At 67.6% G+C, this 26,990-nt stretch carries 28 protein-coding genes; 23 read left to right on the forward strand and 5 right to left on the reverse strand.

Going from position 1 to position 26,990, the window contains the following annotated elements; all coding sequences use genetic code 11:
• The first annotated feature begins 16 nt into the window (after window positions 1-16).
• The gene (locus tag FHT36_RS17025; RefSeq protein ID WP_169123682.1) at window positions 17-2,671 is read left to right on the forward strand and encodes an ATP-binding protein; all 2,655 of its coding nucleotides are present in this window, start codon (window positions 17-19) and stop codon (window positions 2,669-2,671) included.
• On the forward strand, window positions 2,661-3,824 hold the full coding sequence (locus FHT36_RS17030) for a response regulator (protein WP_169123683.1): 1,164 nt from the start codon (window positions 2,661-2,663) through the stop codon (window positions 3,822-3,824). Before FHT36_RS17025 ends, FHT36_RS17030 begins: the two co-directional genes overlap by 11 nt.
• Window positions 3,825-3,830: 6 nt before the next feature.
• On the opposite strand, the gene FHT36_RS17035 is transcribed toward FHT36_RS17030, so the two are convergent.
• Window positions 3,831-4,541, reverse strand: coding sequence for a winged helix-turn-helix domain-containing protein (locus tag FHT36_RS17035; RefSeq protein ID WP_246702282.1), 711 nt, complete (start codon window positions 4,539-4,541; stop codon window positions 3,831-3,833).
• A gap of 269 nt (window positions 4,542-4,810) precedes the next feature.
• Between FHT36_RS17035 and fmdA the strand changes: the two genes are divergently transcribed.
• The 13 genes from fmdA (at window position 4,811) to FHT36_RS17100 (ending at window position 17,838) form a co-directional block, all read left to right on the forward strand.
• Complete coding sequence (gene fmdA / locus FHT36_RS17040; RefSeq protein WP_169123685.1) at window positions 4,811-6,037, forward strand: formamidase; 1,227 nt, start codon at window positions 4,811-4,813, stop codon at window positions 6,035-6,037.
• Between the two features lie 62 nt (window positions 6,038-6,099).
• Window positions 6,100-6,618 (forward strand): AmiS/UreI family transporter, encoded by a 519-nt coding sequence (locus tag FHT36_RS17045; RefSeq protein WP_169123686.1) that lies wholly within the window; start codon window positions 6,100-6,102, stop codon window positions 6,616-6,618.
• 51 nt (window positions 6,619-6,669) lie between these two features.
• A complete protein-coding gene (locus FHT36_RS17050; protein ID WP_169123687.1) occupies window positions 6,670-6,972 on the forward strand; it encodes an FmdB family zinc ribbon protein in 303 nt (100 codons plus the stop codon).
• 70 nt (window positions 6,973-7,042) lie between these two features.
• Window positions 7,043-8,086: a LacI family DNA-binding transcriptional regulator gene (locus FHT36_RS17055; protein WP_246702283.1), complete on the forward strand. Its 1,044-nt coding sequence runs from the start codon at window positions 7,043-7,045 to the stop codon at window positions 8,084-8,086.
• A 140-nt stretch (window positions 8,087-8,226) separates the two neighbouring features.
• A complete protein-coding gene (locus FHT36_RS17060; RefSeq protein WP_169123688.1) occupies window positions 8,227-9,732 on the forward strand; it encodes an FAD-binding oxidoreductase in 1,506 nt (501 codons plus the stop codon).
• The gene (xylB, locus tag FHT36_RS17065) at window positions 9,722-11,278 is read left to right on the forward strand and encodes a xylulokinase (protein WP_169123689.1); all 1,557 of its coding nucleotides are present in this window, start codon (window positions 9,722-9,724) and stop codon (window positions 11,276-11,278) included. Before FHT36_RS17060 ends, xylB begins: the two co-directional genes overlap by 11 nt.
• A complete protein-coding gene (locus tag FHT36_RS17070) occupies window positions 11,271-12,365 on the forward strand; it encodes an ABC transporter ATP-binding protein (protein WP_169123690.1) in 1,095 nt (364 codons plus the stop codon). The genes xylB and FHT36_RS17070 overlap by 8 nt, the downstream gene beginning before the upstream one ends.
• A 50-nt stretch (window positions 12,366-12,415) precedes the next feature.
• Window positions 12,416-13,744: an ABC transporter substrate-binding protein gene (locus FHT36_RS17075; protein ID WP_169123691.1), complete on the forward strand. Its 1,329-nt coding sequence runs from the start codon at window positions 12,416-12,418 to the stop codon at window positions 13,742-13,744.
• A 154-nt stretch (window positions 13,745-13,898) separates the two neighbouring features.
• Window positions 13,899-14,759: a carbohydrate ABC transporter permease gene (locus tag FHT36_RS17080; RefSeq protein WP_169123692.1), complete on the forward strand. Its 861-nt coding sequence runs from the start codon at window positions 13,899-13,901 to the stop codon at window positions 14,757-14,759.
• A gap of 7 nt (window positions 14,760-14,766) precedes the next feature.
• Window positions 14,767-15,606: a carbohydrate ABC transporter permease gene (locus tag FHT36_RS17085; protein WP_169123693.1), complete on the forward strand. Its 840-nt coding sequence runs from the start codon at window positions 14,767-14,769 to the stop codon at window positions 15,604-15,606.
• Window positions 15,607-15,626: 20 nt separating this feature from the next.
• Window positions 15,627-16,403: an SDR family NAD(P)-dependent oxidoreductase gene (locus FHT36_RS17090; RefSeq protein WP_169123694.1), complete on the forward strand. Its 777-nt coding sequence runs from the start codon at window positions 15,627-15,629 to the stop codon at window positions 16,401-16,403.
• The gene (locus FHT36_RS17095) at window positions 16,400-17,482 is read left to right on the forward strand and encodes a glycerol dehydrogenase (protein WP_169123695.1); all 1,083 of its coding nucleotides are present in this window, start codon (window positions 16,400-16,402) and stop codon (window positions 17,480-17,482) included. The genes FHT36_RS17090 and FHT36_RS17095 overlap by 4 nt, the downstream gene beginning before the upstream one ends.
• Before the next feature lie 59 nt (window positions 17,483-17,541).
• Window positions 17,542-17,838 (forward strand): GNAT family N-acetyltransferase, encoded by a 297-nt coding sequence (locus FHT36_RS17100; protein ID WP_169123696.1) that lies wholly within the window; start codon window positions 17,542-17,544, stop codon window positions 17,836-17,838.
• A gap of 64 nt (window positions 17,839-17,902) precedes the next feature.
• Here FHT36_RS17100 and FHT36_RS17105 read toward each other — a convergent pair whose 3' ends face one another.
• The 3 genes from FHT36_RS17105 to FHT36_RS17115 all read right to left on the reverse strand — a co-directional run bounded on the left by FHT36_RS17105 (window position 17,903) and on the right by FHT36_RS17115 (window position 20,861).
• Window positions 17,903-18,874: an acetamidase/formamidase family protein gene (locus FHT36_RS17105; RefSeq protein ID WP_246702296.1), complete on the reverse strand. Its 972-nt coding sequence runs from the start codon at window positions 18,872-18,874 to the stop codon at window positions 17,903-17,905.
• Between the two features lie 170 nt (window positions 18,875-19,044).
• The gene (locus tag FHT36_RS17110; protein ID WP_169123698.1) at window positions 19,045-19,692 is read right to left on the reverse strand and encodes an ANTAR domain-containing response regulator; all 648 of its coding nucleotides are present in this window, start codon (window positions 19,690-19,692) and stop codon (window positions 19,045-19,047) included.
• 17 nt (window positions 19,693-19,709) lie between these two features.
• Complete coding sequence (locus tag FHT36_RS17115; RefSeq protein ID WP_169123699.1) at window positions 19,710-20,861, reverse strand: transporter substrate-binding domain-containing protein; 1,152 nt, start codon at window positions 20,859-20,861, stop codon at window positions 19,710-19,712.
• Between the two features lie 236 nt (window positions 20,862-21,097).
• On the opposite strand from FHT36_RS17115, the gene FHT36_RS17120 reads away from it, so the two are divergent.
• From FHT36_RS17120 to FHT36_RS17150, 7 genes are all read left to right on the forward strand, one after another.
• Complete coding sequence (locus FHT36_RS17120) at window positions 21,098-21,502, forward strand: hypothetical protein (RefSeq protein WP_169123700.1); 405 nt, start codon at window positions 21,098-21,100, stop codon at window positions 21,500-21,502.
• Window positions 21,499-22,173 (forward strand): nitrile hydratase subunit beta, encoded by a 675-nt coding sequence (nthB, locus tag FHT36_RS17125; RefSeq protein ID WP_029555657.1) that lies wholly within the window; start codon window positions 21,499-21,501, stop codon window positions 22,171-22,173. The genes FHT36_RS17120 and nthB overlap by 4 nt, the downstream gene beginning before the upstream one ends.
• Before the next feature lie 55 nt (window positions 22,174-22,228).
• Window positions 22,229-22,855 (forward strand): nitrile hydratase subunit alpha, encoded by a 627-nt coding sequence (nthA, locus tag FHT36_RS17130; protein WP_169123701.1) that lies wholly within the window; start codon window positions 22,229-22,231, stop codon window positions 22,853-22,855.
• A gap of 13 nt (window positions 22,856-22,868) precedes the next feature.
• Window positions 22,869-23,207, forward strand: a complete 339-nt coding sequence (locus tag FHT36_RS17135) for a nitrile hydratase accessory protein (protein ID WP_051678805.1) — start codon at window positions 22,869-22,871, stop codon at window positions 23,205-23,207.
• A 141-nt stretch (window positions 23,208-23,348) separates the two neighbouring features.
• The gene (locus FHT36_RS17140) at window positions 23,349-23,870 is read left to right on the forward strand and encodes a DUF1097 domain-containing protein (protein WP_169123702.1); all 522 of its coding nucleotides are present in this window, start codon (window positions 23,349-23,351) and stop codon (window positions 23,868-23,870) included.
• 47 nt (window positions 23,871-23,917) lie between these two features.
• Window positions 23,918-24,541, forward strand: coding sequence for a HupE/UreJ family protein (locus tag FHT36_RS17145; RefSeq protein ID WP_169123703.1), 624 nt, complete (start codon window positions 23,918-23,920; stop codon window positions 24,539-24,541).
• A gap of 136 nt (window positions 24,542-24,677) precedes the next feature.
• Entirely contained in the window at window positions 24,678-25,574 is an 897-nt protein-coding gene (locus tag FHT36_RS17150) for an AraC family transcriptional regulator (RefSeq protein WP_169123704.1), read from the forward strand.
• A 192-nt stretch (window positions 25,575-25,766) separates the two neighbouring features.
• Here FHT36_RS17150 and FHT36_RS17155 read toward each other — a convergent pair whose 3' ends face one another.
• Complete coding sequence (locus FHT36_RS17155) at window positions 25,767-26,129, reverse strand: helix-turn-helix domain-containing protein (RefSeq protein WP_169123705.1); 363 nt, start codon at window positions 26,127-26,129, stop codon at window positions 25,767-25,769.
• 118 nt (window positions 26,130-26,247) lie between these two features.
• On the opposite strand from FHT36_RS17155, the gene FHT36_RS17160 reads away from it, so the two are divergent.
• Window positions 26,248-26,871 (forward strand): hydrolase, encoded by a 624-nt coding sequence (locus FHT36_RS17160; RefSeq protein WP_169123863.1) that lies wholly within the window; start codon window positions 26,248-26,250, stop codon window positions 26,869-26,871.
• Window positions 26,872-26,990 lie beyond the last annotated feature (119 nt).

Here is a 26,990-nt window from a genome sequence, read left to right on the forward strand (position 1 = left end):
ACAAGGTGAAAACGCGTTGGAAACGCCCGAACTGCCCGCTTTGCGGTCCTATCATTCCTGGATCGCCAACGAGACGCTGGAGGACTATTCGCTGCGCTACACGGCGCGGTCCTTCCGTCGCTGGTCGCCCTTCGTCATCGCCAACACCGCGCTCGGCGGCATCTCCTTCCTGGCGCTGGAGACCATCGGCGGCTCGATCACGTTGAACTACGGCTTCACGAATGCGAGCCTCGCCATCCTCGTGGTGTCGGTGTTCATCTTCGTCACCAGCCTGCCCATCGCCTATTACTCCAGCAAGTACAGCATCGACCTAGATCTGCTCACCCGTGGGGCAGGGTTTGGCTATATCGGCTCGACCATCACCTCGCTGATCTATGCGAGCTTCACCTTCATCTTCTTCGCCCTGGAAGGCGCCATCATGGCGCAGGCGCTGAAGCTCTACTTCGATCTGCCGCTCGTGCTCGGCTACATCCTGTCTTCCCTCGTCATCATCCCCGTCACGCTCATGGGCATAACCATGATCTCGCGGCTGCAGATGGCGACGCAGCCGCTCTGGCTGGCGATGATGGTGCTGCCCTTCGTGATGATCTGGCTGAAGGCGCCGGACGAGGTCGCGGCGTGGACCCGCTTCGTCGGCCGCGACACCGGATCATCCGGGTTCGATGCGCTGGCCTTCGGCGCGGCGGTGAGCGTCATGTGCTCGCTGGTGGTGCAGATCGGCGAGCAGGCGGACTATCTGCGCTTCCTGCCCGAGAAGAAGGCCTCGAACCGGCTCGCCTGGTGGGGCGCGGTGGTGATGGCGGGGCCGGGCTGGATCGTCATCGGCGGGCTGAAAATCCTCGCCGGCGGGCTGCTCGCGGTGCTCGTCCTCGGCGCCGGCCTGCCGCACCAGACGGCGCTCGAACCCATCTACATGTACCTCGTCGCCTACCAGCACGTCTTCGACAATCCGGCGCTGGCCCTGTTCTGCGCTACGCTCTTCGTGCTGGTGTCGCAGGTGAAGATCAACGTGACCAACGCCTACGCCGGCTCGCTGGCGTGGTCGAACTTCTTCTCCCGCGTCACACACTACCATCCGGGGCGGGTGGTGTGGCTGGTGTTCAACATCCTCATCTCGCTGTTGCTGATGCTGCTCGGCATCTTCGAGACGCTGGACGTGGTGCTGGCCGTCTATTCCAACATCGCCATGGCGTGGGTCGGCGCCATCATCGCCGACCTCCTGGTGCTGAAGCCGCTCAAGGTCAGCCCCGGCTTCATCGAGTTCAAGCGTGCCCACCTGCACGATTTCAACCCGGTGGGCTGCGGCGGCATGGCGGCGGGCTCGCTCGTCTCCCTCCTCGCCTTCACCGGGGTCTTCGGTCCGGCCGTCGAGGCCTATGCCGCGCCGCTCTCCTTCCTCCTCGCCTTTCTCACGGCCATCGCGATCGGCTTCGCCACGCGCGGGCGCTACTATCTCGCCCGCCCGCCCGTCGATGCCTCGCTGGCACAGGGCACCGGGCCCGTCCTGCGCTGCGAGATCTGTGATCACGGCTACGAGCGGGACGACATGGCCTATTGCAGCTTCTACGAGCGACCCATCTGCTCGCTCTGCTGCAGCCTCGACGCCCACTGCCACGACGCCTGCAAGAAGTCGCATCAGGATCTTGAAAGCTCGCGCTCGCGCTATTTCGGCGAGGGGTTCCGGCGGCGCATCGCGCCGCACATGCCCCAGCGGCTCCTCAAGGTCGGCGGCGTGCTCGTCGCCCTCACGGTGGTCACCGCGGCGCTGTTCCTGCTCACCTACCGGCTGATCGACCCGGGGGCGGAGACACCGCATCTGGACAATGGCGGGCTGCTGCTGCGCGTGTTCCTCGCCATGCTCCCGCTGCTCGCCATCAGCGCGTGGTGGATCGTCCTGTCCAACGAGAGCCGGGAACTCGCCGAGCGCAACCTCGTCGGTTCTCTGGAGAAGCTGAACGAGACGCGGGAGGAGCTGACGCGCAGCGAGCGCCTCGCCGCCATCGGCCAATTGACCGCGACGGTGAGTCACGAACTGCGCAATCCGCTGGGAACGCTCGCCACCTCTGTCGCGGTGCTGCAGCGGACCAGTACCCTGTCCGGCGATCGCGAGCGGGGCGAGCTGGACCGCATCCAGCGCAACGTGCGGCGCTGCGTGCGCATCATCGAGGACCTGCTGGAATTCTCCCGCCGGCCCGATGTCAGCATGGTTCCGCTGGCGCTCGATGCCTGGATCGCCGAGCAGGCGTCGGACCTGCGCGCTTTGTCCGGCGTCGAGCTGGCGCTGGATCTCGACTGCGACCGCATCATCGAGGCGGACGGCGAGCGCCTACGGCAGGTGCTCGTCAATCTGGTGCAGAACGCCATGCAGGCCGTGCTGGAGCGGCCCGCGGGGGCGCCGCCGGGACGCGTGGCCATCGCCACCGCGGCGGAGGGCGAGCGGGTGCGCATCACCGTCACCGACAATGGCGTGGGCATGGATGACGAGGTGCGCCGGCGCCTGTTCGAGCCGCTGTTCAGCACCAAGCCCTTCGGGCTCGGCCTTGGCCTCGCGCTGGTCAAGCGCATCACCGAGCGCCACGGCGGCAGTGTCTCCATCAGCTCCGAGCCGGGCAGGGGCACGCGCGTCGACATCACACTGCCGGCGGCGGGGGAGCATGCCGATGCCGCGTAGCGCGGAACGACGCGTCCTGATCGTGGACGACGACCAGGACTTCGCCGGCAGCCTCGCCGCCCTGCTGGAGATGGAAGGCTATGTCATCGCCGTCGCCCATGACGGCGCCGGCGCGAAGACGCTGGTGGAAGCCATGGCGGCGGAGGCGCCGGGCGTCGCCCTCGTGGATATCCGCCTCGGGCGGGAGGACGGGGTCGCCCTCGCCACGGAACTCGGTCACATCCGGCCGGACCTGCTGGTGGTGATGGTGACGGCCTATGCCTCGGTGCCCACAGCGATCCGGGCGTTGCAGGCCGGCGCCTATGACTATGTCTGCAAGCCGTTCGATCCCGACGATCTTCTCGCCACCCTCGGCCGCTGCTTCGATCGCCACGCGCTGGCCCACGAGCGGGCGCAGACGGAGGAACTGCTGCGCCGCAGCCGGCGGCTGGAGGCCATCGGGCGGCTCTCGGCGGGCATCGCCCACGACTTCAACAACCTCCTCGCCGTCGTCGGCGGCAATCTCAAGCTATTGCAGGAGGAGGTGCTGCGCGATCCGCCGGGCGATCGCGCGGTGATGCGCGAGCTGGTGGCGGATGCGCTCGGTGCGGTGGAGGAAGGCATCGCCGCCAGCCGCCAGTTGCTCGCCGTCGGCCGGGCGCAGCCGCTGCTGCCGCGCCTCGTGGATCTCGACCATGTGCTCGACCAGGTGATCCACCAGGCGAATGCCGCGCTGGGCGCCGGCATCACGCTGGATCGGCAGGTCGCGCGTGAGCCGTGCCACGCCATCGTCGATGCGCGCCAGCTAGAGGCGAGCCTGCTCAATCTCATGCTCAACGCCCGGGATGCCCTCGACGGGCAGGGCGCCATCCGCCTCGGCGCCGAGCCGCGCGAACTCACCCCCGGTGCGCCCGTGCTTCTGGACGACATGCCGCCCGGTGCCTACGTGGCGCTGGTGGTGGAGGATGCCGGCTGCGGGATGACGCCGGACGTGGTGGAGCGGGCGTTTCATCCCTTCTTCTCCACTAAGCCGGCCGAGAGCGGCAGCGGCCTCGGCCTCGCGACCGTCTATGGCTTCGCGCGGCAGTCCGGCGGCAATCTCGTCATCGAGAGCGAGCCCGGCGCCGGCACCCGCGTGACGCTGCTGCTGCCGGCGGCCACGCGCAGCGCTTGAGAGGCCTCAGTGCGGCGCGGGCGGGGTGAAGACATAGCCTTCGCCTCGCACGGTCTTGATGATCTCCCCGCCGCCGCCATCCTCCAGCTTGCGCCGGAGCTTGCCGACCAGCACATCGATGCTGCGGTCGAACGGCGCCCATTGCCGGTTCGCCACGAGATCCAGCATCTGGTCGCGGGTGAGCACGCGGCCGGGCCGCTCGGCGAGGGCGGCGAGCAGGCGGAATTCGTGGCTGGTCAGCGCCACGCGGATGCCGTCCTGCCGGGTCAACTCGCGGCGGTCGAGGTCCAGCCGGAAGACGCCGAACACCAGGTGATGGCCGGCCGGCGCGGCCGGGGCAGGGGAGGCGGCCGGTGCGCGGATGGCGCCGTTGGCGCGCCGCAGCAGCGCCCGCACCCGCGCGAGCAGCTCGCGCGGCTCGAACGGCTTGGTCACGTAATCGTCCGCCCCGAGTTCCAGGCAGACGATCTTGTCCACCGTCTCGCACTTGGCCGAGAGCACGAGCAGCGGCATGTCCCAGCCGGCGCGCACCGCACGGGCGAGGGAGAGCCCGTCTTCCCCGCGGGGGAAGGTGAGGTCGAGAATGATGAGGTCGAAGCGCGTCGCCGCCAGCGCGTCGCGCATGGCGCTGCCGTCCAGCGCGAAATCCGCGCAGAAACCTTCCCGCGCCAGGAATTTGGTGACGAAGCCGCACATCCGGCGGTCGTCGTCCACCATCAGGATTCTCGGACTGCGCGCAGCCTCGTTCATCATCCCGCCGTGCACCCTCGCGCTGAGCTTCTGTTTCGCCTCCGGATAATAGCGCGCCCGGCGCGCGATGGGCGGGCGAGCCGCCGCCGCTTACAAAAATTTACATGGGGCGCCCGGCAAATGCCGAAGGCCGATTACATGGGCTTCCTAGCTTCCGGGCAGGGTGCGGGCGTGGCGGTTTCAAGGCTGCCCGCAGAGCGGCGCGAAGGCCGCGGCACCCTCCAAGGAGGAAGTCCATGGCAAAGACCGTCTTCAAGATCGACCTCAACAAGGCGCCCGAGCAGCAGACCATCAAGACGCACAATCGCTGGCATCCGGACCTGCCCATGGTCGAGATGTTCAAGCCGGGCGATGAGTTCCGGGTCGAGTGCTACGACTGGACCGGCGGGCAGATCGCCAACAATGACAGCGCCAACGACGTGCGCGACGTGGACCTCACCAAGGTGCACTATCTGAGCGGTCCGTTCGGCGTGGAAGGCGCCGAGCCGGGCGACCTGATGGTGGTGGATATTCTCGACATCGGCCCCATCGAAGGTTCCGAATGGGGCTTCAACGGCCTCTTCGACAAGAAGAACGGCGGCGGCTTCCTCACCGAGCACTATCCCGAGGCGGTGAAGTCCTGCTGGGACTTCCACGGCATCTACACCACCTCCCGCCACGTGCCGCGGGTGCGCTACCCCGGCCTCATCCACCCCGGCCTGATCGGCTGCCTGCCCGACCATAAGCTGATGGCCGAGGCGAACCGCCGCGAGGCCGCCCTCGTCGCCACCGATCCGCAGCGCGTGCCGCCGCTTGCGGCGCTGCCCTATGCGGACACTGCCCTGATGGGCCAGATGACCGGCGCGCTGCGCGACAAGGCGGCGGCGGAAGGCTGGCGCACCGTGCCGCCCCGCGAGCACGGCGGGAATTGCGACATCAAGAACCTGTCGCGCGGCTCGCGCTGCTACTTCCCGGTCTATGTGAAGGGCGGCGGCCTCTCCATGGGCGACATTCACTTCTCGCAGGGCGACGGCGAGATCACCTTCTGCGGCGCCATCGAGATGGCCGGATGGATCGACATCGGTGTCGGCCTCATCAAGGGCGGCATGGCGAAATACGGGGTCATCAACCCCATCTTCAAGCCGAGCCCCATCGATCCGCACTTCGACGACTACCTCATCTTCGAGGGCATCTCGGTGGATGAGCACACCGGCGAGCAATACTATCTCGACGCCCACGTCGCCTATCGGCGGGCCTGCCTCAATGCCATCGAATACCTGAAGAAGTTCGGTTATTCGGGCGAGCAGGCCTATACCATCCTCGGCACCGCGCCGGTGGAGGGCCGCATCGCCGGCATCGTGGACATCCCGAACGTGTGCGCGACGGTGGCCATCCCCACGAAGATCTTCGAATTCGACATCAACCCGAACTCCACCGGACCCACCCGGCAGGTCTCGGGCGTCGACGTCGCCCGCGCGAGCTGAGTCCAAGAGGCAACCCCCTGGTGCCCCGGCCGCGCGACCGGCCGGGGCTGAGGAGATCCATCATGCTGCTTGGACTTGGCCTGCTCTATGTGGGCGCGGTTCTGGTGCTCAACGGCCTCTGGCTGCTGGGCAAGATCGAGGACCGCGAGATCATCGTCGTGAACGTGGTGTCGGGCTTTGTCACGCTTGCCATCTCTGCGTACTGGGCCTTCAACCCGGCGGCGGATGCGGCCTCCATCAAGGGAGCGGCGCTGACGCTGCTGTTCACCGCCACCTATTTCTGGGTGGCCTACAACCGCGTGACCAAGGTGGACGGACGCGGGCTCGGCTGGTTCAGCCTGTTCGTGGCCATCACCGTGGCACCGGTGGCGATCCAGTCGCTGCGCGGGGCGGAGACGTCCATCGGGCTCTGGATGGGGTGGAACTGGGTGGGCTGGGGCCTGCTCTGGTTCTGCTACTTCCTGCTGCTGACGATGAAGCAGCCGATCCTGAAGTTCACCGGCGCCTTCACCGTGCTCATCGGCATTCTCACGGGCTGGGTGCCCGGCCTCTCGCTGCTGCAGGGCTGGCTCAACCCCTGACATTTCATCCGGGCGGCCCGTGGGCCGCCCGTTTCCCCCGGGAGACAGACGATGCCCCTCTACACCTATTCCTGCGAGGCCTGCGGGCCCTTCGACGACTGGGGCTCCATGAGCGCGGCCGAACAGCCCGCCTGCTGCCCCAATTGCAGCGGCGAGGCGCCGCGCGAGATGGCGATGCCTCGCCTCGGCACCATGGACGGCAAGCTGCGCCGGGCCATCGACCGCTCGGAGAAGACCTCCGCCGAGCCCAAGGTGGTCAAGCGCGAGCACCTCGCCGGCTGCGGCTGCTCCTTGTGCGCCACCCGCAAGAAGCAGCCCACCCCCATCGAGCGGCGCTGGTCGCTCGGCCACTGAGACGCGATGCCCCGCCGGCTTGGTCGGCGGGGCATTTCGCCCGCCTTGCAAAGACGCCCGTGCCTGGAGGATGGTGGGCAAGGGAGATCTGGCGGGGGGCTCCGGCGGGATGGCGCGGGTGACATTGGCGGATGTGGCGCGGGCGGCCGGCGTCGATATGTCGACGGCCTCGCGCGTGCTCAGGGGCGAGGCCAGCCAACGGGTGCGCGAGGAGACGCGCGTCCGCATCCTGAAGATCGCCGAGGAGATGCAGTATCTCGCCAATCCGCTGGCGCGCGGGCTTCGGACCCAGCGCACGGATACGCTCGGCATCGTGGTGCCCCAGCTCGACAACCCGGTCTTCGCCTCGGCCATCCGCGGGGCGGAGCTGGAGGCGGCCGAGCGCGGCTATTCGCTGCTCATCTCCCATCGCGAGCCGGGGGAGACGGCCACCACCATCGCCAAGATTTCCCGCACCAACCGGGTGGACGGCCTGCTCGTCGCGAGCCTCGACGACGACGAGGTGCTGCGCACGGACCTCGCTGCCGCGCGGGTGCCCTTCGTGCTCATGAACCGCATCCTGCCCGGCGCGCCCCTCTCGGTGGTGCTGGACAGCCGCGCCGCCGCGCGCAAGGGCGTGGAACACCTGACCGCCCTCGGCCATCGGCGCATCGCCCATCTCGCCGGCCGCGAGGGCGGCTTCAATGCCCGCGAGCGCCTGCAGGGCTATCGTGACGGGCTGGAGGCGGCCGGCATCGCCTTCGATGAAGCGCTGGTGGGCGTGGCGGGCTACACCGCCGAAGGCGGCACGCAGGCCATGCGGGCGCTGCTGCCGCAACATCCCACCGCGGTGCTGGCCGCCACCCTCGTCTCGGCTGCCGGTGCTATGGCGACGTTGCACGAGGCGGGCCTGCGCATTCCCGAGGACATCTCGGTCATCGGCCTGCACGACGCGCCGGTCGCGGGCATGCTCTATCCTGCCCTCACCAGCGTCGCCATGCCCACCGAGGAGATGGGCCGCGTCGCCACCGGCCTCCTCATCCGCGCCCTCGGCGGGGAAGACTCGGCCCCGGTGGCGCCGCTGCCGCCCGGCGCCCTCGTGGTGCGCGGGTCCACCGGCCCCGCACCCCTCTGAACATCCCCGCTTGACGCCTCCAGCTTTCTCTGACAGCTTTGAACAAACGATTGTTCAAGATCGAAACGACGCCGGGAGGACGCCAACATGGGAGCCCGCAAGGGATCGCATTGCCGTGCCTCTCGCCCAAAGAGGTGCCTATGACCGGTCCAGCTGCCGTCCAAACCAACATCGCCGAAGCTGAAGGTTCCCACGCGCCGGGCGCCGATGCGGGGCTGGTGGAGGCCCTTGCCGCGCTGGTCGGCCGCGACAACGTGCTCACCGGCGAGGAAGACCGGCGCGCCTATGCCCATGACCGCCTGCCCTTCGCCAATTTCCGCGCCCGCTCCGGACGGCTCGCCGGCGTCATGCCGCGCCTCGCGGTGCGGCCGGGCTCGACGGAAGAGGTGGCCGCCATCGTGCGCCATGCCCGGCAGAACGCCATCCAGCTCATCCCGTTCGGCAACGGCTCGGGCGTCCTGGGTGGGGCCATCCCGCTCGCCCAGGAGGTGATGGTGGACCTGCGCCGGCTGGACAAGATCGTCTCGGTCGATCCGCAGAACGCCATGGTTACCGTCGAGGCCGGCATGAATGGCGCCGAGTTCGAGGCTGCCTTGAATGCCGAGGGCTTCACCTGCGGCCACCTTCCGCAATCCATCGAGATTTCCACGGTGGGCGGCTGGGTCGCGTGCCGGGGCGGGGGACAGGCCTCCAGCCGCTATGGCAAGATCGAGGACATCGTGCTCGGGCTCAAGGCTGTGCTGCCGGACGGCCGCCTGCTGGAGGTGCGCCCGCTTGCCCGCCGCTCGGTGGGACCCTCCATCCGCGACCTGATGGTGGGCGGCGAGGGCGCGTTCGGCATCATCACCGAGGTCACGCTGCGCATCTGGAAGAAGCCCGAGGTGGAGCGCGGCGTGGTGCTGGCCTTTCCGTCGTTGGAAGCGGCATGGGAAACCGCCCGCCGCATCATGCAGGCGGAACTGCGTCCGACCATCGCCCGCCTCTACGACGCGGCGGAAAGCGCGGAGCGCACGCAGGGGCTGGAGGCGTTCGCCACCCGCCCCATCCTCGGCATCTTCGCCTTCTCCGGCACCGAGCCCATGGTGAGCGCGGAACAGGAGATGAGCCTCGCCATCGCCAAGGCACAGGGCGCGGTGGTCGCGCCGGACGGGCCGTATCATCACTGGAAGGAAAACCGCTACGTCGCCTATTCGCAGAAATGGCAGGCGGCGGGCTATTACAACGACACCATCGAGGTGACCGGCAACTGGTCCGCCATTCCCGGCATGTATGCCGCCATGGAAGCGGCGGTGCGGGCCATCTATCCGAACATTCATTTCGGCGCGCACTGGTCGCACATCTATCCCGAGGGCGCCTGCCAATACATGACCATCCGCCTGCCGCCCATGCCGGAAGCCGAGGCGCTGCCGCTCCATGCGCGGCTGTGGGAGGCCATCCAGTCGCTGACGCTGGACCACGGCGGCTCCATCGCCCACCATCACGGCGTCGGCGTGTTCCGCAACCCGTGGCTGGCACGGGAGCTGGGCGTCGGCCTCGACGTCCTGCAGGCCATCAAGGACACGCTGGATCCGGGCAACCTCATGAATCCCGGCAAGCTGGGCCTGCGCCCGGCCGCCGGAGCGGTGGACGTGCGCCGTGGCGGCTGATCTCCTCATCGGTATCGATCTCGGCGCGGGGGCGCTGAAGACCAGCGTGATCCGCATCGACGGCACGCTGGCGGGCGAGGCGTCCGCGCCCATCGCCACCTCGGCGCCCTATCCCGGCTGGAGCGAGCAGGACCCCCACGGCTGGTGGCGCGCGGTGTGCGAGACCGTGCCGCGCGCACTCGCCGCTGCCGGTGCGCGGCCGCAGGATGTGCTCGGCATCTCGTTTTCCGCCGGCGCCCATACCCAGGTGCTGGAGGATGCGGACGGGGTGGTGATCCGCCCCGCCATCCTCTGGAACGACCAGCGCTCCGGTCCCGAGACGGCGGACCTGCGCCGGCAATGGGATGCGCGCATCCTGGAGATCGGTGCCAACCGCGCCAATCCCACCTGGACCCTGCCGCAGATGCTGTGGCTGCGCCGGCACGAGCCCCAAGCCTTTGCCCGCGTGCGCCGGCTCTACGTGGCCAAGGACTGGCTGCGCTCCCGCCTCACCGGCACCTGGGAGACCGACACCATCGACGCCGTCGGCACGCTGATGGCCGATGCCTCCACCGGAGGCTGGTCGCCCGAATTGTGCGCGATGATCGGCTGGCCGCTGGAGACGTTGCCGCCCATCGTGGCTCCCAAGACCGTGGTGGGGCGGGTGACGGCGGAAGCCGCGCGTCAGACCGGCCTCGCCGAGGGCACGCCCGTGGTGTGCGGCACGTCCGACACGGCGGCCGAGACCTATGGCGCGGGCATGACCGGCGAGGGCCTCGGCGTGGTGAAGCTCGCCACTGCCGCGACGGTGAGCGTGCTCTCCCGCCATCCCCGGCCGGATTTCACGGTCATCAACTATCCCCACATCATGCCGGACCACTGGTATGTGATCGCGGCCACCAATTCCTGCGCCTCGGCCCACAAATGGCTGCGCGACACCTTCTTCAAGCGCGCGGGCGAGGACGGCGGCGAGGTGTTCAGCGAGATGGACCGCCTGGCCGCCGCCGTTCGGCCGGGGGCGGAGGGGCTGTTCTTTCACCCCTATCTCAACGGCGAGCGCAGTCCGCATTGGGACCCGCTGCTCCGCGCGGATTTCGTGGGCATCGGCTTCAATCACGGGCCGGGCCATTTCGTGCGGGCGCTCTATGAGGGCGTCGCCTATTCGCTGAAGGATTGCCTCGTCGCCCTGCGCGCCAAGGGGCTCTACTTCTCCACCGCCCGCCTCACCGGCGGCGGGGCGAAAAGCGCCCTGTGGCGACAGATCGTGGCCGATGTGCTGGATGTGAAGGTGGAACTGCCGGCGGTGGCGGAAGCCTCGTTCGGCGCGGCCTTGCTGGCCGGTGTCGGCGTCGGCGCCTATCGCGACGAGGCGGATGCGGCGCGCCGCGTCGCCATCGTCTCCACCGCCACGCCCGATCCGGAGCGCGCGGCGCTCTATGCGCGCGGCCACGGGCTCTATTGCGAGATCCAGGCGGCACTCGCCCCGATCAACCATCGGATCCACGCCTTCGTACAGGACGAGCGCGCCCTCGCTGCCGCGCACCGGGAGCAGGTCACCCATGGCTGAAGTCAGGCTCAACAAGGTCCGCAAGGCCTATGGCGGCCAGGTGGCCGTGCATGGCGTGGACCTGCACATCCGCGACGGTGAGTTCGTGGTGTTCCTCGGCCCGTCCGGCTGCGGCAAGTCCACCACGCTGCGGATGATCGCCGGGCTGGAGGAGATCACCACCGGCACTATCGAGATCGGCGGGCGCGACGTGACCCGCCTCGAGCCCAAGGACCGGAACATCGCCATGGTGTTCCAGAACTATGCGCTCTACCCGCACAAGACCATCTACGAGAACCTCGCCTTCGGCCTGAGGATGCGCCGGATGGACAAGGCGGAGATCGACCGCCGGGTGAAGTCCGCCTCCGCCATGCTGGGGCTCGACCCCTATCTGGAGCGCAAGCCCAAGCAGCTTTCCGGCGGGCAGATGCAGCGCGTGGCGCTGGGGCGCGCGCTGGTGCGCGACCCCGACGTGTTCCTGCTCGACGAGCCGCTTTCCAACCTCGACGCCAAGCTGCGGGTGCGCATGCGCGAGGAGATCGCCCGGCTGCATCAGGAGGTGGGGACCTCCATGGTCTACGTCACCCACGACCAGGTTGAGGCGATGACGCTCGCCAACCGCATCCTCATCATGCGCGACGGGCATGTGCAGCAGGTGGGCGCGCCGCTGGAGGTGTATGACCGGCCGGCGAACCTGTTCGTGGCCGGCTTCATCGGTTCGCCCGAGATGAACATGATCGAGGGGCATCTGGAGCGCGGCGCGCTCAAGGCCGGCGGCCTTTCCATCGAGCTGCCGCCGGGCATCGCCGCTGCGGAGGGGACGCCGCTGGTTCTCGGCGTCCGCCCCGAGCACATCGGTGTCGGCGAGGCGCCGGGCGCGCACGCCTTCCATGTGGCGGTGATCGAGCAGCTCGGCGCGCAGACGCTGTGCATCGGCGAGGTCGTGGGCGTGCGCCTGCGCGTGCTCATGGACCGTACCGACGCGGTGCGCAACGGTACGACCCTTCCCATCCAGTTCCGGCCCGGCCGGCTGCATGTCTTCTCCAAGGAAACCGGAGCGCGGATCAACCGCGCCGACGCGGACGTGGGGCGGCGGCCCGCCGCCTGAATTTGCCGAGTGAAAACAAGAACGCAGAACAAGACGATCGGGAGAACGCCATGGACGAGATCAAGAAGGACGGGCTGTCACGCCGGACCCTTTTGAAGGGCGCCGGAGCCTTGAGTGCCGGCATCGCCGCGGGTGGGCTCGCGGCCCCCGCCGTGGTGCGCGCGCAGGGCACCAAGACCATCCGCTTCCTCAATGCCGAGACCTCCATCGACAGCATCCGCGCGCTGAAAGTGGCGGCGGCGGAATACGAGAAGCAGTTCGGCACCAAGGTGGTGGTGGATTCCGTTCCGCTGGACGGCATCTTCACCAAAGTGACCACCTCGCTGCGCGGTGGCACGCCCTATGACATCGCCACCTTCGCCTTCGTCGGCCATGTGCTGATCCTCGCCGCCGAGGGGCAGCTGATGCCGCTCAACGAGCTGACGGACAAGTACAAGTGGGGGCCGAACATCCTGTTCCCGGTGGACGGCAAGGTCTACTGGTATCCCTACGACTACAACCTCGCCTGGATCTATTATCGCAAGGATCTCTACGAGAAGAACAAGCTGGAGGTTCCGAAGACCTGGGATGGCTTCCTGAAGAACAGCCAGGCGCTGAACGGCGACGGCACAGCCGGCTCCCTGTTCCCCATCGGCTCGAACGGCGCCACCAACTGGCTCTCCCCCGGCTTCATGTGGGCCGAGGGCGTGCAGCTGTTCGACGACAAGTGGAACATCATCTTCGACAATGCGGACATGGCGCCGCGCGCGAGCCGCTATCTCGACTTCTTCGGCGATCTCTACAAGACCATGCCGTCCGGCACGAGCCAGGCGAGCTTCGGCGAGGTGCTGTCGAACTTCACCTCGGGCAAGGTGGCGCACACCGCCTATGCGGGCCGCATCATCGAGACCATCGAGCGCAACAACCCCGCGCTGGCAGACAAGTACGGCATCATGCCCTACATGGATTCCGCCGGAAAGCATCAGGCGGTGAACCATGGCTATGACGGCTGGGTGGTGCTGAAGACGCCCCAGTCCGACGAGGCCATGAAGTTCATGAAGTGGTTCACAGAGAACCAGTACATCAACTTCCTCCACACCGCTCCGCTGCACTTCCAGCCGCCGCGCCTCGATGTCTATGACGATGCGCGCTGGCGGGCCCATCCGCTCATCGAGAAGCACAATGCGGCGGTGGAGATGATGAAGTCCTTCCTCACCGACAAGAACATGATCCTCACCTCCATCGACACGCAGGGCCCCTCGCCGAGCCTGAAGCCGGGCAAGATCTTCGAGGCCTTCGTGTTCCCGGAGATGCTTCAGAACAAGGTGCTGAAGGGCATGTCCTCCGCCGAGTGCGTGAAGGCCGCCGCCGACCGCATGCGGCAGGTCATCGCCTCTTGATTGCGTCCTGAGGGCTTCCCCGAAGACGCAAGGCCGGCAGGCTTTGCCCTGATCGTGGCCTGCCGGCCATTCCTTCGACACAGCTCCGGTCCCGGGCCGGGCGTTCCCGTGTTGACCCCCTAGGGTCACAAGCCGCTCCAGCGAGGCGCCGCAGGTGAGCTCCAAAGCGACGATCTATTCCTTCCTCTTCCTGGGCCTCGCCGTGACCGCGCTGCTCATCGTGGCGCCGGTGGTCTATGCGGTGTCGCTGAGCTTCTACCAGATGGATTCCTTCGTCGGCGCGCCCAAATGGGCGGGGCTCGACAACTACACGCGCATGCTTTCGCAGTGGGTGTTCTGGCGCGCGCTCATCAACGGGTTCATCTATTCGTTCGGCACCATCATCTTCCAGGTGGTGCTGGGCATCGGCTTCGCGCTGGTGCTCAACCAGGTGTTTCCCGGCCGCAACATCGTGCGCGGCCTTTCCATCCTGCCCTATCTGTTGCCGACCGTGGTGGTGGTGCTGACCTTCAAGTGGATGGTGGACGGCTCCATCGGCGTGCTCACCACCATGATGTCCGCGCTCGGCCTGCCCCAGGTGCAATGGTTCGAGAGCCCCGGCGCCGCCATGGCCTCGGTGATCCTGGTGAGCGTGTGGATGTGGACGCCCTTCGTCACCACCACCTTCCTCGCCGCGCTGCAGACGGTCCCGTCCTCCCTCTACGAGGCGGCGAAGGTGGACGGCACGAACGCCGTGCAGCGCTTTTTCCACATCACGCTGCCCATGCTGAAGCCGATCCTCACGGTGATCGTGCTGCTGCGCGCGGTGTGGATGTTCAACAAGTTCGACGTCATCTGGCTGCTCACCCAGGGCGGCCCGGTGGGCGCCACGGAGCATCTCGCCATCCTGTCCTACAAGCAGGCCTTCGGGCAGTTCGACATCGGCGGCGGCGCGGCGGTGGCGACCATCTCCTTCGCCATCCTGTCGCTGGTGGTGTTCATCTATTTCCGCCTGTTCCCGCTCGACACGGAGTGATGCCGGAATGACTCGCTCCTCCCCCCGCTCGCTCGCCGGCCGCGTGGCGCTCTATGTCGCCGCCACGCTCATCGCGGTCTATTCCGCATTCCCCATCTACTGGATGGTGGTGTCCTCCACCCGTGCACCGCAGGCGCTCATCAATTCCACGTCGCTGCTGCCGGGTCCGTTCACCTGGGAATACTATACCAACCTTCTGGAACTGACGGATTATCCCTCCCAGTTCCTGAACTCGCTCATCGTCGCGGCCGTGACGGTGGTGGTGACCATGGTGTTCTCGATCATGATCGCCTATGCGGTCACGCGCCACCGCATCCGCGGCAAGGGGATCATCGTGGGGGCGATGCTCTACGCCTACATGTTCCCGCCGCTGCTCATCGCCATTCCCATGTTCTCCATCTTCGCCAAGCTCGGGCTCGGCGACACGCTCACCAGCGTCATCGTCTCCCACCTCACCCTCACGCTGCCGCTCGGCGTGTGGTTCCTGTGGGGCTTCTTCAAGAGCATGCCGTTCGAGCTGGAGGAGGCGGCCATGGTGGATGGCTGCACGCGGCTCGGCGCCTTCCTGCGGGTCGTGCTGCCGCTGTCGCTGCCGGGGCTGATTACGGTGGCCATCTTCTCCTTCCTCCTGTCTTGGACGGACTACACCTACGCCCTCATCATGATCGGCTCCGACGCCAACAAGACCGTGCCGGTGGGGCTCGCCTCCATGGTCGGCTCGTTCGATCTGCGCTGGGGCGAGATCATGGCCGGCTCCACCCTCATCGCCTTGCCGCTGTTCGGCGCCTTCGCCCTCCTGAGCCAGTATTTCATCCAGGGGCTGGGGGCGGGCGCGGTGAAGGGCTGACCGACGATTCGGAGACCGACATGGATCTGGGACTTCAGGGCAAGGTCGCCCTTGTCACCGGCGCGGCGCGCGGCATCGGCCGGGCGGAGGCGCTGGGGCTCGCCGCCGAGGGGGCGCGCATCGTCATCAACGACATCGATGCGGACGCCGCCGCCCGCTGCGCAGAGGAACTGCGGCAGGCCGGGCACGAGGCGGCGGCAGCGCCGGGCGATGTGGCCGACGAGGCGGGTGCGGCCGGCGTGGTGGCTGCGGCGGCGGTTGCCTTCGGGCGGCTCGACATTCTGGTGAACAATGCCGGAGCCGGCGGGCGCCATCTCGGGCGGCGTGTGGCGGAGATGGAGATCGACGACTTCGACATCATTGTCTCCACCCACCTGCGCAGCACCTTCCTGTGCAGCAAGCACGCCATTCCGCTGATGCGCGCGAACGGCTTCGGCCGCATCGTCAACACCTCGTCCATGAACGTCACCGGCGGCGGGCGGCCGGGCGTCGCCAATTATTCGGCGGCCAAGGCCGGCGTGCTCGGCTTCACCCGCACGGTGGCGAAGGAAGTGGGTGCGGATGGCATCACGGTGAACGCCATCGCGCCCGGCTATGTGGCCACCGATTTCATCGCGACCTTCTCGCCGGAGAAGCGGGCGGTGATCACCGGACAAAATCCCGTCGGCCGCTTCTGCCAGCCGGAGGAGGTGGGCGCGCTCGTCGCCTTCCTGTGCTCCACGCAGGCGGCCTTCATCAACGGCGCCTTGATCTGCATGGATGGCGGCAAGCGCGATTTCCACTGGGGTGACGCATGAGCGTGCGCGCGTTCGGGTCTCCGGCCCGTTACATCCAGGGCCCGGATGCCCTGAGCGAACTGGGCGCGCTGGTGCGCCTCCACGGCCAGCGGCCCTTCGTGGTGGCCGATACCATCGTCATGGATCTGCTCGGCGCGCGCCTGGAGGCCGAGCTGGTGGAGGCCGAGACTGTCACCTTCGCCACCTTCGGCGGGGAATGCACGGCAGCGGAGATCGACAAACTCGCCGCGGCGGCGCGGGCGGCGGGCGCGGACGTGGTGATCGGCGTCGGCGGCGGCAAGGCCATCGACACCGCCAAGGGCGTGCGGATCGCACTGCGCACGCCGCTTGTCATCGTGCCCACCATCGCCTCCAACGACAGCCCAACCTCGCGCCTCGTGGTGGTCTACACGGCCGATCATGTACTGAGCGAAGTGCGGCTGATGGATGCCAATCCCGATGCGGTGCTGGTGGATACGTCCATCATCGTCCAGGCCCCGGCGCGCTTCTTCGTGGCGGGCATCGGCGATGCGCTGTCCAAGAAGTTCGAGGTGGAGCAGTGCGCTGCCGCCGGGGGGCTGAATTTCTTCAAGGGCCGCCCCACCAGCCTCGCCGTCACTATCGCGGATGCCTGCTACCGGGCCATCCGCGCGGACGGCGAGGCGGCGGTGGCTGCCGTCGCCCACAAGACGGCGGATGATGGGGTCGAGCGCGTGGTGGAGGCGACCATCCTCCTCTCCGGCCTCGCCTTCGAGAGCGGTGGCCTGTCCATCGCCCATTCACTGACGCGCGGCTTCTCCACGGTGCCGGAGGTGGCGCGGGCGCTGCATGGCGAGCAGGTGGCCCTCGGGCTTCTGGTGCAATTACTAGCGGAGGGCCGCGAGGCCGATTTCATGGCCGACATGCTGGCCTTCTACGCCCGCCTCAACCTGCCGCGCGCGCTGGAGGATTTCGGCGTCGAGACCGAGGCGGTGGTAGAGGGCATCGTCTCCGTGTCCTGGGACACGGCGCCCTATATTCGCAACTTCGTGCAGCCGCTTTCCAAGGAGCGGCTGGCGGATGCATTCCGCACGCTCGCGGGCTTGAGGCGCGCGGAGTGAACTGATGGGATAGCATCGCCGTTATGGTGGGGGCAGCACCACCGACCGACGGAGGCATGATGAGCGACGCCAGCCACGAGGTTCAGCGCGAGGACGGCCCGAACGGGGGCCGCTATGTCATCCGCCTCGGCGGCGGCGCGGAAGCGGAACTGAGCTACCAGCGCCGCGGCGATGGCGCGCTCGTCGTCACCCATACAGGCGTTCCGCCGGCCTTCGAGGGTCAGGGTATCGCCGCGCGTCTCGTGGACGCGCTCATTGCAGATGCGCGCTCTCAGGGTTTCAGGATCACCCCGCTCTGCTCCTACGTGGCCGCGCAGTTCCGTCGCCATCCCGAGTGGCGGGATTTTCTGGCGTAGGCGGCTCGGCCGGAGGCTGCCGGCGATCGTGTGATCGCCGGAGCCTTTGCCAGATGGGCGTGACTCAGGCCGCGCCGAGGAGCGTCTTGTCGACGGAGGCGCCGAGCGTGTACTTCGGGTCCACCATGTTGCCGACGCGCAGATGCCCGGCCTGCGTCAGCAGCATGTAGGCCTCCAGCTCGCCATAGCCGTAATCGGCGGCCATCCAGCGCACCAGCTCGCGATAGGCGATGCGGGCCGCGTCCTCCATGGGGCGGCCGGAGCCGATGGTCATGATTCGGTCGTGGGTCTCCAACCGTGGCCAGCGGAAGTTCCACCCCTTGATGAGGTCGATCTGCACCGTAGTCACGGTGGGGTGTTCGATGGCGAATCCGCACAGCTCACCGTCGCCCTGCGTCGCGTGGCAATCGCCGAGATAGAGCAGGGCGCCGGGCGCATGGACCGGCAGGTAGATGACGGCGCCGGGAGCCACGTCCGGCAGGTCCATGTTGCCGCCGTAATAGTCCGGGACGAGGGAGGAGATGGCCTCGATCTCCGGCGCGGTGCCGATGGTGCCGATGAAGGGCTGGTAGGGCAGGCTGATTCGCTCGTTCCAGCGCACGCCGGTCGCGGGATGCACGTGCAGCTTCTTCACGATCTCCGGCAAAGGCGCGTTGAGGATCGCGGTGTCGCCCGTGCCGACGAGGCCGCCGAACTCCGGCATGATGCAGGTGGTGCCGATAGGCTGCGGCCCGCGCGGCACGATGTCGTGGATGTAGACGGCGAGGCAGTCGCCCTTCTCCGCCCCGTTGACGAAGATCGGCCCGTTCTGCGGGTTGAGGAAGGGAAAGTTGAGGATTTCCGAGGGCTTGTCGCTCTCGCTTTTGATCTGCCCTTCCATGGCGTCGTGGGTCTCGGCGCTCACCACCGCGCCCGGATCCACGCGCAGCACGGGCGTGGCATAGGGGCCGTACACGTAGTGATACTTGCCCTGGCTCGCCTCGGTGATTGCGTAGCGGTCGCCGGCGCGCCCTTTGGCTTCGCCGCGGGCGGCCATGATGGAGCCTTCGAGCCAGGCCGGATCGGGAGGGGAATAGGGGGGCGGCGTCAGAGGCCGTGATGCGTGCTGCCGGGACATGGGCCTTCTCCTTGCGGGCGGGCTGGCGTCGCTGGCAGCTGCCACGTGCGCGGAGCCGGGCGGCTCCGTCGTGATGTGGGTCGGTAAGGTCAGCGCCGGGCCGCGGTGCGCGGCTCGGCTTCCGGCGAGGACGCGGTCAGCTTCGACCGGCCGGAGATGTAGTCCTCGCAATAATCCTCGAGGCTCTGGCGCCGGCGCATGCTGTCGCGGCGGAGCATGACATAGGCCTCGTCGTCATCCACGTGATGCTCTTCCATCAGCAGCAGGATGGTCTTGATGACCGCCTTGCGGCGGCGGCGGCGGTCCTGCTGGGCGTTGAGCTCGCTCGCCATCTCTTTGCGCAGGAGATACTGGTTCACGCCGAGGAACAGCGTGGTGTAGACGGCGCCGGCATAGACCGGCTTGCGCAGGAAGGCCGTGGCGCCCTGGTTCATCAGCGCCTTCAGCCGGCCCGGCGCCTCGATGCCGACCAGCCCGATCACCGGGACCGGCGGCGTGCGTGCCGCGCCGAGGTCGCAGGGCAGCACGCTGTCGAGGTCGCCGTCGATGAAGAGCAGGTCCGCGCGCTCCTCCACCAATGCGAGATCGAGATGGCGCCCGGCCTCCGGGACGTCCGCCCGTGCCGCCACGAGACCGAGCTTGCCGAGCACGCTCTCCAGCGTGTCGATGCCGCCCTCGCCGGAGGCGACGATGAGCGCGCGGGCGCCGCGGAAGTTCTGGAGCAGGTTACGCGACATGGCTGGCCCGGCCCCCTTCACTTGGCGACTCGCAGCCGCGGCGCGGATGCGAACCAGCTGTCGGTGGGCGAGGAGCGCACCAGATAGGGATCCGGCCGGATGGGCGCCGGCTCCTCGCGGATGACGTCGAACTCCGTCCCGCGCGAGCGGCCGATGCGCGGCGTGAGATGCAGGTGCATGGTCTCCGCATCCACCCACACGTCGCCCTGGGGCGCGGCCAGCCGCTGGCGGGCCACCGCGGCCTTCACGGCGAGGATCTCGTCTGTGCCCGCCTCAGCCAGCGCGCCGGCCAGCAGCTTCACCGCGATGTAGGAGGCCTCCGCATCCGCCGAGGTCAAAGGCGCTGAGGGATAGGCCGCAGCGTGGCGGGAGACGAAGGCGTCGTTCACCGGATTGCGCAGCGCGGAGAAATAGACGCTGGAGGAGATGTGCCCGTCGCGGGCCTCCGGCTCCAGTTCGTCGAGATCGGGCTCGGAGAGGTTGCAGCTCGCCACCGGCATGGTGCCCGGCTGGTCGATGCCGCGCGCGAGGCAGGCATGGCGCAGCGCGCTGAGGAAGGCGAGGCCGCTGACCCCGATGAGCGAGGAAAAGACGAAGCTCGGCCGCGCCTCGATCACCGCATCCACCAGCTTGCGTAGGTCCGTTTCGCCGACGGGGAGATAGCGCTCCGCCACCACCGTGCCGCCGCGCGCCGTCACCGTCTCGCGCAGGATGCGGCTGTTCTCCCACGCCCAGATATAGTTCGAGCCGACGCAGAAGGCGCGGTCGCCGAAGGTGGACATGAGGTAGTCGATCAGCGGCAGGATGTGCTGGTTCGGCGCCGCGCCGGTATAGACCACATTGTCGGCGCTCTCGAAGCCCTCGTAATGGGATGGATACCAGAGCATCCCGTCATGCTTTTCGAAGCAGGGGATGACCTCCTTGCGGCTCGACGAGGTGTAGCAGCCCACCACATGGCGCACCCCTTCGGCGAGCAACTGGCCACTCAGCGCCGTGTAGCGGGAGAGGTCGCCACCTGGATCGACGACCACGGGCACCAGCTCGACCGGACCCGCCTCGCCGATCTCCGACACGGCGAGCAGCGCGCCGTTGAGCATGGCGCCGGCAACCGTGCTGTAAGGCCCCGTGGTGGAGAACATCAGGCCGATCCGATAGATGGGTCTCGCCATTTCCCTCACCGCAGGTGTCCGTTCCCGGGTGCCCCGGTCGATGCCCGCCCGCCGCAAGTAGCCTTGTTCGAACTGGCCTTGCCGCAAACAAAAACGCCCTCGGGCCGTTCGGCCTGAGGGCTGCATCGCCACGGGGTCTATCCCGAATGTCTGTTCGCAGGTGGCGACTTAATAGGCATCCTTGCCTATCGCCTACGAATTAGCCTGACTGTGCGCCGGCGCTGTGTCAAGCGCAAATGCGGCTGGCCCGCATCGAAGCAGGGAATAAAATGCCGGGAGCCACGGGGCGCGATGCGTCAGTGCCTGTATCCCCGGTTGAAATCGTGGCTTCCGCGCTAAAGCCGGCACCTGAAAATTCGCGCTTGACAGTTCTTTTGCTGCGTCGCACTGTTTTCACGGTCGTCGAGCAAGGACGCTCATCAAGACGCCGCCAGCATGATTTATGGATCAGTGGCAAAGCCGCCCGCAGCGAGGTGCTGACGGGCTTTTTTGCGTTGGCGATCATCTTCGTCGGCCTTGAAAGCCTGGCACCTCGTGTTCCGCCGCTCCGCGGGCCGCCCGTCGCGGCGGCAGGGGCGGATCAACCGAGGCCCGCGATCCGCCTGGGATCGCAGGCATGGCAGAGAGAGGCGTCGGCATGAAAGTTCAGCATTTCCTCGGGGGCATCGAGAATCTCGGCCCCGTGGCCGTCGAGAAGCGCGTGTTCGTGGAGCCGTGGGAGGCCCAGCTCTTCGCGGTCCACACCACCATGATGGGCACCGGCATCTGGGCCTGGCCGGATCTTCGGGTGCTCGCCGAAGGCATGAGCCCGCTCGATTACTTCAAGTATCGCTACTACATCAAATGGCTTGGCGGCATGTGCCATTTCCTCGTGGCGAAAAACTATATTTCCGAAAAAGAGCTTGAGGAGCGCACCAAGCACTTCCTGGAACACCCCGACGCGCCGCTCCCCAATTCCGGGGACAACGCCGTCACCGAGCGGGTGATCGAGTATTTCTACACCGGCGCCAACCCCTATCGGGACGTGGCTGTGGACCCCCTGTTCAAGGTCGGTGACAAAGTGCGTGTGAAGGACATGCCGCCCGCCGTCCACACCCGGCTGCCCGGCTATCTGCGCAACAAGGTCGGCGTGATCGATACCGTCTACAAGGGCGCCTATCTCTACGCAGACAACGTGCCCACCGACGGTATCTCCACCACCCAGCCGGTCTATCTCGTCAAGTTCAAGACGCGGGACCTGTGGTCCGACATCCCGGACAAGGGCGACGTTCTCTATAACGACTGCTTCGAAGTCTATCTCGAAGCCGCCTGATCTCATTCCTCATCACAACAACCGGCCTCGCGCCCAATAGCCAGAGCGGAAAATCATGAGCGACGATCACGATCACGACCACGAACATCATCACCACCTGCGGGAGAGCGAGAGCTATTACGCCGCCCGCACCAAGGCCCTCGAATCCCTGTTCCGTGAGAAGGGCATGATCGGCGTCGACACGGTCGATCGCGTCATCCGTTTCTTCGAGCACGAGATGGGGCCGTTCAACGGCGCCAAGGTGGTGGCCAAGGCCTGGACCGATCCGGCCTTCAAGGCGCGCCTGCTCGCCGATGCCAACAAGGCCATCGCCGAACTCGGCCTCAAGGACGGCATCGAGGGCGAGAACCTGCGCGTGGTGGAGAACACCACGGCGGCGCACAACGTGGTCTGCTGCACCCTGTGCTCCTGCTGGCCCTGGCCGCTGCTGGGCCTGCCGCCCTACTGGTTCAAGGATCCCGTCTTCCGTGCCCGCATCGTGCGCGAGCCGCGCGGTGTGCTCGCCGATTTCGGCGTGAGCCTGCCCGAGGACAAGCGGATCGACATCTGGGATTCGAGCGCGCAGGTGCGCTATTTCGTGATCCCCGAGCGGCCCGCCGGCACCGAGGGCTGGCCCGAGGAAAAGCTCGCCGCCCTCGTCTCCACCGAGGCCATGCAGGGCCTCGGCCTCGTCTCCGCCTGAAGGGATCGCCGCCATGGACATCTATGTGGAATCGCTCGACGGGCGTGGTGCCATCCCGCGCAATTGCGAGAGCCTCCAGTTCGAGGAGCCTTGGCAGGGCCGCGCCTTCGGCATGGCCCTCGCCCTCGCCGAGGCCAAGGCCTACCAGTGGGAGGACTTCCGCCAGAGCCTGATCGGCACCATCGGCACCTGGGACAAGTCCCACGCCCCCGATGACGAGACCTGGAACTACTACCAGCAGTGGCTGGCGGCGTTCGAGAAGCTCGCTCTGGAGCGCGGCCTCGTCAGTGCCGAGGAGCTGGATCGCAGGACGGAGGAATTCCTCCACCGGACCCGCGAAGAGGTGATCTGAGCCGGGCGGCGGGCCGCATCGGGTCCGCCGCCACGCCAGCCATAAATCGCCGTCAACCTACCGTCGTCTCTTGCCCCCGGCGCGCCACCCGTGCGCGGGAACGGGAGAGGCTTGTCTCACCGCCTCAGCGGAGGCTTCGACATGATCATTTCCCTGGCCCTGAGCGTCGGCGTGCTGGGAGGCCTGTGCACCTGGCTGTTCCTGTCCACGCAGGCGTTCCTCATCTGGGCGGCGTTCATCGCCTGGGCGTGCTTCTTCCACTCGGGCGGCGATGCCGCGGCGTTCCGGACCACCATCGTCTCGAACGTGTTCGGCATCGCGGTGGCATGGTCGACGGGGCTCGTCCTCGCCACTCTCGCGCCCGGGCCGACGGTGGGCGCCGTCATCGTCGGGCTGTCCATCGCCCTCTACATCCTCGCCGCCTACATCCCGGCCTTCTCTTCCATTCCGGCCGTGACCTACGGCTATGCCGCCACCTTCGCGTTCCTCACCCAGAACGCGGATGCCTTCACGCCGGCCGCGATGCTGTCCCTCACGGGCCGCAACGCGCTCCTGCTGGTGCCCTTCTCCATGATCCTCGGCGCCTGCTTCGCCTACGCCTCCGCCTTGTGCGCGTCGCGCATCCGGCAGGCGCTGCTCCAGCCGGAGCGCAGCCCCGTCTGAGACCCGTCCCCCTCGTTTCCAACCCATCCAGAGCAAGGAAGAACATCATGTCCCGTCTCGTCAGCAGGATCGCGCTCCTGTCCCTCGTTCCCCTCTTCGCCGCCACCTCCGCCGAGGCGCACCACGCCATGGGCGGGCGGCTGCCCGCGACCTTCGGCGAAGGCTTCATCTCCGGCCTCGCCCATCCGGTGATCGGTCTCGACCATCTCGGCTTCATCGTCGCCGCCGGCCTTATCGCCGGGGTGATGGGGCTCGGCGCCTTCGTGCCGGTGGCCTTCGTGGTGGCCTCCATTGCCGGCGTCATGCTGCATGTGCAGCTCGTGAACCTGCCGTTCGCCGAGACGGTGATCGCGCTGAGCGTGGTGGCCATCGGCGGCCTGCTCGCCGCCGGCCGGGAAAGGCCTGCGCGCGGGGTATGGATCGGCCTGTTCGCCATCGCCGGCCTGTTCCATGGCTATGCTTACGGCGAGTCCATCGTCGGTGCCGAGCCGACCCAGCTCGTCGCCTATCTCGCCGGCCTCGCAGTGGTGCAGTCGGTGATCGGTGCGGGTGTCGCTCTCGTCGCGTCGGGCCGCGCCTGGACCCCCACGTCGCTGGCCCCGCGCCTCGCCGGCGCCGCCGCCTTCGGCATCGGCCTGTCGGCGGTGGTCACCCAGCTGATCCCGGGCTGAACGATCGGGAGCCGGCGCCCGCCCACGGGCGCCGGCTTTAAACCTTTGTCTATGGCTTAGGTCAGCGACGCTTCATTTTACCCGTCCCGCTTCTGGTGTAGGTTCGCGCACCAGCAAGCCAGCCCCGAGGCTTCAGATGGCCCGACTCGACACGGCGGCACCCGGTGGAATCACCCGGCGCGACAGCCTCGGCTGTTCCGTCGCGGCGCTCGAAGACCAGAGGGAACTGGTCGGCACCGGCTTCGTCGTCTACCGCAAGCAGCACGAGGGCTCGGCCACGAGCCGGGTCGAGACCCCGCCGAGCGGCCGGGGCCTTTTGATGGGCGTGGCGCTCTCCGGCGGGCACCGCCGCCGCATCTTCGGCGACGGTGTGGCGACTGCCTATGATTTCGCGCCGGACAGCTGCTATGTCCGCTCCTTCTCCGACACCTATCGCGCCGACATCGAGACGGGATTCGACTTCTTCCTGCTGGAGGTGTCGCACGGGGCGCTGCACCAGACCTTCACCGAGATGGGCCTGCCGCTGGCGGAGTGCGTTTCCTGCACCCCCGGCACGCAAGACCCTGTGCTGGCGCACCTTTCGCGGGCGCTTCTGCCCATGCTCGATGCGCCGGAGCGGCAGGTGCCCCTGTTCCTGGATCAGGTGGTCTCGGCCATCCAGACCCATCTTGCCACGCGCTATCACGGGGCCGCGGTGCGCATTCCCGGCGGCCTCTCGCCGCGCCAGTTCGCCATCGCCAAGGAACGGCTCGCCGCGGGGCTCGACGGGAACGTGCTGATCTCCGACATCGCGGCCGCCTGCGGCGTCTCGCGCGGCCATTTCATCAAGTGCTTCAGGGATGAAACGGGGCTCACGCCCTACCAGTGGATGCTTCACCTGCGGGTGGAGCGCGCGCGGAATCTCATCGTCGGCTCCCGCCTGCCGTTGGCGGACATCGCCATCACCTGTGGATTTTCCGACCAGAGCCACATGACGCGCACCTTCACGCGCCTAACCGGATCAGCACCGGGGCTGTGGCGGCGCGGCCATTGAGCGAGCGGGGGCGCGTTCAGGAAATCCCATCGTTCAAGGATGCGGGCTTTTCGGCAAGACGGGCTCCAGCTGCAACGCCATAGTCCGCCCCGTCAGCCCCGCTTCGGGCCTTCCGGCAAGGGATCGAACCGATGAGCACTGCCCCGCTCAAGTTCTCCACATGCTGCGGTCCACCGCCAGAGGTGGGCGCCGTCAGCGCCCGCTAGCCAGTGCGCCGGCCGTGCCTTCGAGGTACAGGGCCGTTTCCGCCTGCGACAGAAGGAGGTCGATGGCGCGACCCGAATCCGTCAGCCTGTATTCCACCTGACGGACCCGCCCCTCGATCTCCCGCCGCGTCACATATCCCCCGGCCTCAAGCGCCTTGAGCCGGGCAGAGAGGACGCGTGCCGAAATCGGCCCCGGCAAGCTTCGCCGGAGCTGTCCGAACCGCAGTGTGCCGTGGCGCGACAGTGCCGCGACCACATGTGCCATCCACTCCTGAGCGAAGAACTTCAGGAGGGGTTCGGCCATGCACGCCTTGTCTGCCTGCGGCTCGATTTTGTCTTGGGAATTCATGGATGTGCCCGGTATCCCGCCAGTAACTAATGGTCTCAGCACAAGTCGGGCGCTAGCTTCGCGCCCGCTCTCACACAGGAGATGAACCGTGCCCAACGCAGTCGCCGCCCCCGGCGGTATGCTCCTTTCCCCGAAGGACCATACGCTGATCATGATCGACTTCCAGTCGCAAATGTCGTTCGCGACCAAGTCCATCGACGCCGTGAACCTGCGCAACAATGCGGCTCTGGTCGCCCGCGCCGCCGCCGGCTTCGGGGTGTCCACCATCCTCACCACGGTGGCCGAGAAGAGCTTCTCCGGCCCCATGTTCTCCGAGATCACCGATGCGTTCCCGGGCGAGAAGCTGCTCGACCGCACCTCCATGAACACCTGGGAGGATGAAGCGGTCATCGCCCGGGTCAACGAGATCGGCAAGGGCCGCATCGTGCTCTCCGGCCTGTGGACCGGCGTGTGCATCGTCGGCCCGGCCTTGTCGGCCATCGAGCAGGGCTTCGAGGTCTACGTGATCGCCGATGCCTGCGGCGATGTCTCCGACGAGGCGCACGAGCGCGCCATGCAGCGGATGATCCAGGCCGGCGCCCGGCCCATGACCTCGCTGCAGTATCTGCTGGAGCTCCAGCGCGACTGGGCCCGCACCGCGACCTACGACATGACCACCGGCATCGCCAAGACCTATGGCGGCGCCTACGGCCTCGGCATCATCTACGCCAAGACCATGTTCGGCGCCTCCGAAGGCCACTGAGGTTCGAGACCATGACCGAAAGTGATGCACCGGGCGGCGTGCGCCTCCCGGAACAGTTCCCCCTTGTCTCGCGCCGGACCGTGCTCGGTGGCGGCGCCACCGCGGCGCTCGCCGCCGCC

The organism is Xanthobacter sp. SG618 (assembly GCF_012932745.1).
GTDB lineage: Bacteria > Pseudomonadota > Alphaproteobacteria > Rhizobiales > Xanthobacteraceae > Xanthobacter > Xanthobacter flavus.